This window comes from Kocuria sp. CPCC 205231, assembly GCF_040980965.1.
GTDB lineage: Bacteria > Actinomycetota > Actinomycetes > Actinomycetales > Micrococcaceae > Kocuria > Kocuria rosea.
In genome coordinates this window covers 1-9,291 of record NZ_JAVKPP010000033.1, presented here as the reverse complement: position 1 = coordinate 9,291, position 9,291 = coordinate 1, and the positions used below count along the sequence as shown (strand labels likewise).

General features: G+C 65.9%; 9 protein-coding genes and 1 riboswitch. Of the genes, 1 reads left to right on the top strand and 8 read right to left on the bottom strand.

All coding sequences use genetic code 11. From position 1 onward, the window contains the following. From RF640_RS18425 to RF640_RS18410, 4 genes are all read right to left on the bottom strand, one after another. Positions 1-221: hypothetical protein (locus RF640_RS18425; RefSeq protein WP_368828613.1), on the bottom strand; the 221-nt coding region annotated here is incomplete at its 3' end. 52 nt (positions 222-273) lie between these two features. Continuing rightward, the gene (locus RF640_RS18420; RefSeq protein ID WP_058874192.1) at positions 274-606 is read right to left on the bottom strand and encodes a heavy-metal-associated domain-containing protein; all 333 of its coding nucleotides are present in this window, start codon (positions 604-606) and stop codon (positions 274-276) included. A 94-nt stretch (positions 607-700) separates the two neighbouring features. Next, positions 701-1,846 (bottom strand): cell wall metabolism sensor histidine kinase WalK, encoded by a 1,146-nt coding sequence (locus RF640_RS18415; RefSeq protein WP_047804187.1) that lies wholly within the window; start codon positions 1,844-1,846, stop codon positions 701-703. Further along, complete coding sequence (locus RF640_RS18410) at positions 1,843-2,544, bottom strand: response regulator transcription factor (RefSeq protein ID WP_047804188.1); 702 nt, start codon at positions 2,542-2,544, stop codon at positions 1,843-1,845. Before RF640_RS18410 ends, RF640_RS18415 begins: the two co-directional genes overlap by 4 nt. Positions 2,545-2,702: 158 nt before the next feature. Between RF640_RS18410 and RF640_RS18405 the strand changes: the two genes are divergently transcribed. Continuing rightward, the gene (locus RF640_RS18405) at positions 2,703-3,590 is read left to right on the top strand and encodes a F510_1955 family glycosylhydrolase (RefSeq protein WP_047804189.1); all 888 of its coding nucleotides are present in this window, start codon (positions 2,703-2,705) and stop codon (positions 3,588-3,590) included. A 1,059-nt stretch (positions 3,591-4,649) separates the two neighbouring features. Here RF640_RS18405 and RF640_RS18400 read toward each other — a convergent pair. The 4 genes from RF640_RS18400 to RF640_RS18385 form a co-directional block, all read right to left on the bottom strand. After that, positions 4,650-5,966 (bottom strand): LLM class flavin-dependent oxidoreductase, encoded by a 1,317-nt coding sequence (locus tag RF640_RS18400; protein WP_109223249.1) that lies wholly within the window; start codon positions 5,964-5,966, stop codon positions 4,650-4,652. An 11-nt stretch (positions 5,967-5,977) separates the two neighbouring features. After that, entirely contained in the window at positions 5,978-6,742 is a 765-nt protein-coding gene (locus RF640_RS18395) for a 3-oxoacyl-ACP reductase (protein ID WP_109223248.1), read from the bottom strand. A gap of 48 nt (positions 6,743-6,790) precedes the next feature. Then, positions 6,791-6,886, bottom strand: a riboswitch (TPP riboswitch). Positions 6,887-7,340: 454 nt separating this feature from the next. Beyond that, a complete protein-coding gene (locus RF640_RS18390) occupies positions 7,341-8,186 on the bottom strand; it encodes a TIR domain-containing protein (protein WP_211309955.1) in 846 nt (281 codons plus the stop codon). Positions 8,187-8,194: 8 nt separating this feature from the next. Then, a complete protein-coding gene (locus RF640_RS18385; RefSeq protein WP_146202159.1) occupies positions 8,195-8,497 on the bottom strand; it encodes a hypothetical protein in 303 nt (100 codons plus the stop codon). Positions 8,498-9,291 lie beyond the last annotated feature (794 nt).

The window sequence follows — 9,291 nt, the reverse complement described above, 5'->3', positions numbered from 1 at the left end:
GCCGTGGAGTGCCCGGCGTGCTCGCCGTGGGTGTGGACCTGGTGGTCCTCGTCCACCGCCGAGTGGGCGTGGGCGTGCGGCATGGCCTGCCCGTGGGTGTCGGCATCGGCGTGCCGGCCGCGGTGGGCCGCGCCGTGGTGATCGGCGGGGTGGTCCGTGTCGTGGCCGGTGTGCGCCTGGCCCGGGGCGGTGGGGCGGTCGTGGTGCTGCGGGGTGCTCATGGCGTTCCTTTTCGCGCAGGTCCCTGGCGGGCCAGGGCGGTGGTCGGTCTCGTCAGGCGGTGACGAGGGTGTAACCGGCTTCTTCCACTGCGGTGCGGACCGCCTCCGTGCTCAGCGGGTGTTCGGCGGTGACCGTGACGGTGGAGGCCCCACCGGCCACCAGGTCCACGTGCACCTCGCTCACACCCTTCAGGGCGGTGAGCTCCTCGGTGACGCTGGTGGCGCAGTGGCCACAGGTCATGCCCTGAACCTGGTAGGTCGACGTCGTGCCGGTAGCGGAAGCCGTCCCAGCAGCAGGAGCCGCGTGATCGGCGGCGGGGGCGGGTGCGCAGCAGGCGCAGCCGGTGGAGGCCATCGGCAACGGGGAGCGGGTCTCGTGGCTCATGTGAAGCTCCTTCGATCGATTCGGGCGGTAGGACCGGATACGTCCTCACCACCCCCAGGTATATACCCCCCAGGGGTATGTTGCAAGCGTGGGGTCATGCGGCGACCGTGGTTTCACGGGGGCGGTGCCGGGTGGGGCGGGGTAGCTCCACGGTGAAGACCGTCCCAGCTCCGGGACCGGAGGAGCTGACGTTCAGCGTTCCGCCGTGGGCCTCGACCAGGGCCCGGGAGATGGTCAGGCCGATCCCGGAGCCGCCGTGGTCGCGGTCCCGGGCGGTGTCCCCGCGCCAGAAGCGCTCGAACACCTGGGGCAGGTTCTCGGCGGCGATCCCGTCGCCGGTGTCGGCCACGACCAGGCCGAGACGGCCGGGGCCGTGGACGGCGGCGCGCACGGTCACCGTGCCACCGGGCGGTGTGTGGCGCAGGGCGTTGGTGAGCAGGTTGCCCAGCACCTGACCCATCCGCTGCCGGTCCACCTCCACGACCCCGGCGGCATCCTGCGCCTCGAGCACCAGATGCACGCCCTTGGCGGCGTAGGCCTCCCGGTGGGCCTCGACGGCGGTGCGCAGCAGCTCGTCGACGGGTTGTGCGGTGCGCTCCAGCTCGATCCGGCCCTCCTCGGCCCGGGAGACGTCGTGGATGTCCTCGACCAGGCGCGTGAGGCGTCCCAGCTGGTCGGTCATGAGCTCCCCGGTGGCCTCGTCCCAGTGCGTCACCCCGTCTTGGAGAGCCTCGCAGTAGACGGAGAGCACCGAGATCGGAGTGCGCATCTCGTGGGCCAGGTCCGAGAGCATCCGCCGGCGGGTGTCCTCGGTGCGCTGCAGACGGGTGGCCATGGTGTTGAACGAGGTGGCGACCGCGTCCACCTCGGTGCCGGCACCCAGGGCCGGGACCCGGGTGTCGTAGCGCCCGCGGGCCATGGACTGGGCCGCCTGGGTAAGTGCGGCCAGGGGCCGCTGGAGGCGGCGGGTGAAGAACCAGGTCACCGCCGCCGCGCACACCACAGCAGTGCTCAGGGCCGCCCCCAGGATGATGAGGTTGGTGTCACGGTAGGCCTGCTCCACGTGCAGGAGTTCCGGGGAGTTCTCCGAGTGCCCGGCCATGATCAGGTGTTCGTGGAAGATCGGGGGCCCGGCCAAGGAGGCCACGGCCACGGCGGCGAGGATGCTGGCGGCCACCACGATGGCCTGGGCCAGGAAGAACCGGGAGGCCAACCCCCAGCTGTGCCGCCGGCCGCTCACCGGCTCACCATCCGATAGCCGACCCCGCGCACGGTGTCGATGTAGGCGCTCTGATCCTCACTGAGTTTCCGGCGCAGGTGACCGATGTGCACATCCACCAGCCGCTCATCGCCCACCCAGGCCGGGTCCCACACGGTGTCGATGAGCTGACGACGGGACAACGCCTGGTGCGGCCGCGCCGTCAGGGCGGCCAGCAGGTCGAACTCGGTGCGGGTCAACCCCACCGGCTCACCGACCACCCGCGCCTCATGGGCGGTGAGATCGACGGTCAGGTCCCCGAACACCCGGGCCGGCTCCACAGCAGTCACGGTGGTGCGGGGCCGGCGCAGCACCGCGGCCACCCTCGCGACGAGCTCACGCACACTGAAAGGCTTGGTGATGTAGTCATCGGCCCCGGCCGCCAGGCCGGCCAGCTTGTCGTCTTCGTCCCCGCGGGCGGTGAGCATCAGCACGTAGCACTCGGAGAAGCCCCGGATCCTGCGGCACACCTCGATCCCGTCCAGCCCGGGTAACCCCAGATCCAGCACCACCACATCAAAGCTCCGGCTGCGGGCGGCCTCCACGGCGTCGGGCCCGGTGTGGGCGGTGGCCACGTCATAGCCGGCGCGGGTGAGGTAGGTGGCGATCATCCGGGCCAGGGGCTTCTCGTCGTCGACCACCAGCACCCGCCCGGTCACCGCATCGATGCCAGAATCCATGACTTCAGTGTCCCCTCCGTCCGCACCGCATTCGTGCCGGAGACTGGTCGGGGGAGGAATCTTCGCCAAACCTTCACGGAGAACGCCACAGGGTCCCTCCCCGACCGGTCGACAATGGTGGATGGCCCTCGCAGTGTGGTGCGAGGCGGAAAGGACCCATGAACCCCCTGACCCGTAGAACCCTGCTCGTGGGCGGCCTCGGCCTGCTCGGCACCGGCGCCCTGGCCGCGTGTACTTCCCCGGCGGAGAGCCCGGCACCGGCCGGAGCGAGCAGCACCGGCACGGCGATCACCCATGTGCACGCCATCACCCGCGACACGGTGACCGGAGGCGGCGCAGGAGCAGGAGCAGGAGCAGGGGTGATCCTGCTGGCCACCCATGAAGGGCTGTTCCGCCTCCAGGACGGGGAACTGACTCAGGCAAGTCCGGTCGTGGACCTGATGGGCTTCACCGTCACGCCCGAGGGCCGCTATCTGGCCTCGGGCCACCCCGGTATCGGCACCGATCTGCCCGAACCGGTCGGGTTGATCGAATCCACCGATCAGGGCGAGACCTGGGAGGTGCTCTCGAGGGGCGGGGAATCGGACTTCCACACCCTGGCCGCCGGTCCGAACGGGGTGCTCGGCTTCGATGGGCAGCTGCGCGCCAGCTCCGACGGGCGCACCTGGGACACCCTCGAGATCCCCTCCGCCCCGGCCGCCCTGGCGATCGCCCCGGGCACAGGCACCATCCTGGCCACCACCGAGGACGGCGTCATGCGCTCCCAGGACGACGGTGCCACCTGGGACACCCTGGACACCCCGCAGCTGATGTCCCTGATCGCCTGGGCCGACGACAAGACCATCGTCGGGGCCGGGGTCGACGGGAACCTGCTGACCAGCGCAGATGCCGGGGAAACCTGGACGGCCAGTGACCAGCCGATCGGGGAGATCACCGCCCTGGGGGCCGGGCTCACGGAGGAAGGCGAGACTGAGGCCCTGCTCGTGGCCGACGGAACCGTGCTGCGCACCACCGACGGCGGGAACACCATCGAACAGCTGCTTTGACCCCGTTCACGTTCACCCGCTCGTGGACGAGTCTCCCTGGCACGCCCACGTCTCAAGCGTTCACGCACAATGCCCGCCCACAATGCCCGTCAATGTGCGCGCCTGGAGCAGGGCAGCAGGAGCTGTCCCTCAACCGATGCCGGGGCAGAACAAGAGACCCCTGCTCTCTGCAGGGGCCTCTTGAAGGATGCCGGGGGCAGGCTACGCGCACTCGTCGTAGTGGTCCTCATGCTCCGCATGCCGGTGACCGTCGTGGAGATAATCCACATGATCGCCGTGTTCAACGGTCTCGTGCCCGCAGTTCTCTCCGTGAGTGTGTTCTGCTTTGGTGTGCTCGGCCTGCTTGTCGTGACCAGCCATGATGATCCCCCTTGGACGTACGGGCCCAGGACAGGCTCGTCTTTCCAGTGGAGCACCGGCACCAGGATCTGGCAATGCTTCTGCGGGACCACCAGGGCGAGACCCGGCCCTGCCCGAAGTGCACGCTTCTGCTGACGAAGCAGAAATTTCCTGGCGGATCTCCCACCCTAGAACTCAGGGACCAAACGCGCTATCGCTGATTGATCCGCGGACACTGGCTGCATCAGTAGCTCGACGCGACCTTCTTTACATATGGCCGGTTATCAGCCGCTAAGTAGGACGAGTAGAAACAGGTGCGAGAACTCGTCCCCCTCTGCCTACGGGCGTCTGCCCAGGTGGCAACAGGGTGCGCGGCGGACCGGTGGGATCGGCGAGCTCGTGACGCCGGCATCGTTCACGCAGGACAGCATGGAGAACTCTCGTTTAATGAGAGATTCGCGCGTACAGCTGAGGTATGGAACGGCGCGGGGTCGTGCACCGGGGCTCTTCGTCGGCGAAGGCGTCGCATGGTTGTGGGTTGAGACTCGGGCGCTGGAGGTGCACGCACGGCCGCCCCAGCGACTGATCTGCCGGCGTGGCAGGAAGTTACTCGTCCTGCCTCAACACGTCTCGCTACCGGTCCACCTGCCCGCATTATGGATATGGTCCCGCTCAAGGGCGCTTGTGCGCGCCCGCGGGTTCGCTGTGCTGCCGGTGGGGTCAGGCCGGCGCTCCAAAGGTGGGGCAAGGGAATCCCAGGTGCCCGCGGAGGGTGTCGGCGGTGTAGTGGGTGCGGAAGAGGCCGCGGCGTTGCAGTTCCGGCACGACGTGGTCGACGAAGTCCTCGAGGGCATCAGGCAGGGTCGGGGGCATCAGGTTGAACCCGTCGGCTGCTCCGCTGCGGAACCAATGCTCGATCCGGTCCGCGATGCGTTCGGGAGTGCCGACTATGGTGCAGTGCCCGCCGCCGGCAGCCAGGCGACCCAGCAGCTGTCGAACGGTGGGTTGTTCCACCTCGATGATCCGCAGAATGGTGGCGTAGCGGCCCTGGGGTCCGCTGAACTGCTCAAGCGCGGGCAGTGGAGGAACTGGGGCGTCAAGTTCCCAGTCGCTGCAGTCCTGCTGGACGAAGGTGCTCAGCTGGGCCAGCGACTGGTCGGTGGGCAGCAGCGCGTCGACCGCGGCCTGCTGGGCTCGGGCTTCGGCCTCGGTGGAGCCGACGTAGGTGACCAGCCCGGGCATCACCGCCACCGCCTCCGGGTTCCGCCCGGCCGCGGTGATACGGGCCTTGATGTCGGTGTAGTAGTCGCGGGCGGCGGGCAGGTCGTAGGCCACCGCGTAGATGCCTTCCGCGTACCGGGCGGCCAGATCCCGTCCGGGTCCGGAGGCCCCGGCCTGGAAGAGCACCGGGCTGCCCTGGGGCGCTCGGGGCACGGTCAGGGGCCCGTCCACCTGGAAGTGCTCTCCGCGGTGGTGCACCGGGCGGAGCCGGGCGGGGTCGGCGTAGAGCCCGGTCCGGTCGGCGAGCACGGCGTCCTCGGCCCAGGAGTCCCACAGCTGCTGGGCGACCTGCACGAACTCCTCGGCACGGGCGTAGCGCCGCTCTCGGTCCGGCATGGCCTCCATGCTGTGGTTGCGGGCCTCGGCGTCGAACATGGAGGTCACCACGTTCCACCCCGCCCGTCCGCCGCTGATGTGGTCGAGGGAGGCGAGCATTCGGGCGGCGTGGAAGGGGGTGAAGAAGGTGGTCGAGATGGTGCAGACCAGTCCGATCCGCTCGGTGGCCTGGGCCATGGCCGACAGTGTGGTCAGCGGCTCGAGGAACCAGCGGGGCCCGGAGGAGACGTCGCCGGTGCTGTGACCGTCGGCGAAGAATACCGCGTCGAAGAGACCGCGCTCGGCCGTGCGGGCCAGACGCTCCCAGTAGGAGATCTCGCCCAGGTGCTCGGCGGGGGAGTCGGGGCGCCGCCAGGCCGCGCTGTGGTGGCCGGCGCCGAAGAGGAAGGCGTTGAGGTGCAGTTGCCGGTGTGTGCTCATGGGTGGCGGATTCATCCCATGACCAGTCCGCCGTCGACCACCAGGTTCTGCCCGGTGACCGAGCGCGCCCAGGGCGAGGCGAAGAACAGGACGGTGTCGGCGAACTCCTCGGGGGTGGTGACCCGGCCCAGCGGGGTGGAGGCGGCGATGAGGTCGAAGACCTCCTCGGGGGTGGCCGCACTGGCGTCGGTGGTGCGCAGCAGCCCACCGGAGACCATGTTCACCGTGACACCGTGGGGGCCCAGGTCCTTGGCCAGGGTCCGGGTCAGCGAGAGCAGGGCCGCCTTTGCGGCGGTGTAGTCGTGATACGGGACGACGGGGTTCTGGAACAGGTTGGTGCCGATGTTCACGATCCGCCCGAAACCCTGCTCCTGCATTCCCGGCAGGCACGTCTGCGTGGTATTCAATGCCCCGCGGACGCTACCGGAGAACTGGGTGGTGAACTCCTCCCAGCCGATCACTGCTGCCTGGGATCGGGCGTCGCCGTTGAAGGAGAAGTCCACCAGGGCGTTGTTCACCACGGTGGTGACCGGAGCGCCGAAGTGCTCCCGGGTCCGCTCGAGCATGGTGGAGACCTGTTCGGGATCCGTGACATCAGCAGGCAGGGCCACGGCCCGCTCCGGGCCGAAGCGGTTTGCGAGCTCTTGGGCGGCGGTGGCACTGGAGCGGTAGTTGATGACCACCTGCGCGCCCTGCGCGGCGAAGGCCTCCACGATGTGGCGGCCCACGCCGCGGGCCCCGCCGGTCACGAGGACGATCTGTTTTGCGATCTGCATGAGGTTCCCTGAGGATCAGGGCGAAAAGATGCAAGCACGAGGCGTCGGCCGGGCTTGGTAGGACATCCCTTCGCCAGTACGAACTGGATCAGGTTCAACGGGTGTCATCTCAGCCGGATGAAACCGGCACCCCGTGTCACTACTCCGACCGTACACGCTCGCCCAGAAGTCTCTGAAGCCGGCACCTCACGTCGGATCTGTCCCACGTCAGAGCGGGCAGGGAGGCAGAAAGTAGATCTCATCGATTCATTAATTTACATAATACAAGTTATGAGACATTGAGCCAGGTCAGGGTGTGACCTGATCGTGCAGCAGTCCGGACGGCTACTGCCAAGTCCACCGAGAAAAGTCCTGTGGTGACCTGTCTCTAGAACTCGCCTTCGATACTCCGCCGCGTTAATGGCGCACCCAGAGGGATCTTCGGCGATCGTCCCGTCAACTTCTTCAACCATCCAATCGGTCTGGCCATCCACATCCCCCTCAGTAGGGTGTCGCGACGACCGGTGGAATCGGTCCTGGTGCTGTTTTTATGTTTTCTAATTACTCATCTTTCGGTGGTATTTTCATCGAATTCTGCATTTTATATTTAACCATATGATCAAAGCGCCTTATCGAGGGACACTTTAATATCTGCAGCCTTTAGCTCGCGCGCTAGTTCCATCTGCCACGACTCGCCCTTTACTGGGATGTAGGCAACTCCTGAGAAGTCTGTGGGGAGCTCGATTGAGGGTTCGTTTAGTGCCGCCACTCTGTCCCGGCCCAACAGTCCAATGAAAAGCCCTAGCTCAAAGACAACGTTCTGCCGTGCGCGTGGGGAGACCGTTCCCGCCCCATGCTTCCCGCCGTCATCATCAGGGGTAAGAAGGACTACGGCGAAGACGGCCCGCTGTGCGTGAGAAAGTAGCTTACCAAGAATGTCCTGACCTCGATTCGCTTGATCGGCCAATACGACGACGTCGCGATCAGTCACTGTCTCCAAGAAGCGTCGGACTATTTCGCGTCGCTCAATGTCATGGCCGTGTACCAAGAAGATTGGCGCGTCAACAGGCGTGTCCGGTGGTGTCGAGCTCGGCGACCCTTCGGCGTATACATCGAGGCGGTCTTCGACTGCTCCAAGAACTCGAATCTTTTCTTTGATGTCCGCAATCACCTCCGGCACACGTTCCCAGGGAATCGTCGTGGATGCGATCTTTAGGTCGAGAAGCGAAACCGCAGTACCGGTGAATTCATCTTTTGGGCTGGTAGTAAGGAACCCGGAGACCTTGAAACCGTTTTCAAGTACTGCCGCGGTCCTGCCCTCCCAGGAAAGATATTTGTCACGGAAGTCGCTTACGTGTGTCTCGTTAACCGGAGCGGATCCCAGAATCTCCTCCCCGACTAGTCGCGCGCGTATGATAGCCGCTCGCATTTCCGTTACCGGACGCACAAGTTCGACGGTACCCAATGTTGCTCCTATTCCGCATCGATAACGGCGCTCAGCCATCCCTTTAGCGCAGCCAACCGCGCATATGCCTGCGCACCGTCATTAGCCCTCTCGATGAGAGCGTGAGGCCCACGACCGGTGCTGGCAATCGGAGGTGCAAGCTGCTCAAGCTCTTCGAGCAGGCCCTGCGGCACTGCGGCTGCCACCTGTTCGCGAAGCGAGTTGTATGTAGGGGGCAAACCATGGGCAGATTGTTCGGGAACGCGCTCAAGGGCGCTGGAAACTGCGGCCCGCAGCCTCTTCAACTTTGCAATATCCACGTTGGTCACCATGTAAGTTTGGCAGACGGCTCCGACAGATGTGGCCGACACCCAGTAGTCAGGGCTACTTCGGCTTAGATGGTTGTAAGCAGAATTGGATATATGTACATTGTTCGCGTCTATCTTGGCGGATGACGCTGCTCATGAGACCGAGCGTTCACCAACCAACTCCAGTACGCAGGTGTAGTCACGATCTCTCGAGTGTTGTCCAGAATGAGGACATTGGGCGCGTCCGTGAGGGGTTGCCGGGTTGAGGTCTAAGCCGACTCAGTGACCATGGTTACCGAGTCATTGGTCAACCCTCAGCGGGCGCCTCGGGCACCTATGGTGGGATCCCGACGTGGGAGCTGCCGATGCCGATGAGTGATGTCCTCAGCGCCATCCCCCCGAGTGCCCGCCGCCTGGCTGAGGAAAGCCACCAGGCGCAACAATCCCAACTCATGGAGGCGTGAACATGGTGCGATGGAATCCATTCGACAAGCGTGAGCCCGCTTCCGAGTCACTGCCGGTGGTCTTACCAGAACTATTGGGTCTTGAGGTCGATTCACTGACTGCACAGGGTCATTTCATCGAGGCCGCGCGCATGGTCCGAGAGCGCACTGAACTCGATTGGCTCGGCGCCATCCGGGCTGTGCGTCATCGGCTGCGGAGACCGTAACGCCGCCAGGCGGTGCCCGACCCCGGCGCGCAGATGGGAACCCTCACCGGACACCACCGCTACTTATCGAGAGGAACTGTGGCTGTTGGAGGTTAATGGCGGCCTTCTGACGGAAATAAATGGCGGCTTCGGCACTACCGAGCCTCCA

Excerpts from the sequence above, each read along its gene's own strand:
- RF640_RS18420 (WP_058874192.1), bottom strand. The coding sequence starts at position 606 with ATGAGCCACGAGACCCGCTCCCCGTTGCCGATGGCCTCCACCGGCTGC.
- RF640_RS18410 (WP_047804188.1), bottom strand. The coding sequence starts at position 2,544 with ATGGATTCTGGCATCGATGCGGTGACCGGGCGGGTGCTGGTGGTCGAC.
- RF640_RS18405 (WP_047804189.1), top strand. The coding sequence starts at position 2,703 with ATGAACCCCCTGACCCGTAGAACCCTGCTCGTGGGCGGCCTCGGCCTG.
- RF640_RS18400 (WP_109223249.1), bottom strand. The coding sequence starts at position 5,966 with ATGAGCACACACCGGCAACTGCACCTCAACGCCTTCCTCTTCGGCGCC.
- RF640_RS18395 (WP_109223248.1), bottom strand. The coding sequence starts at position 6,742 with ATGCAGATCGCAAAACAGATCGTCCTCGTGACCGGCGGGGCCCGCGGC.
- RF640_RS18385 (WP_146202159.1), bottom strand. The coding sequence starts at position 8,497 with ATGGTGACCAACGTGGATATTGCAAAGTTGAAGAGGCTGCGGGCCGCA.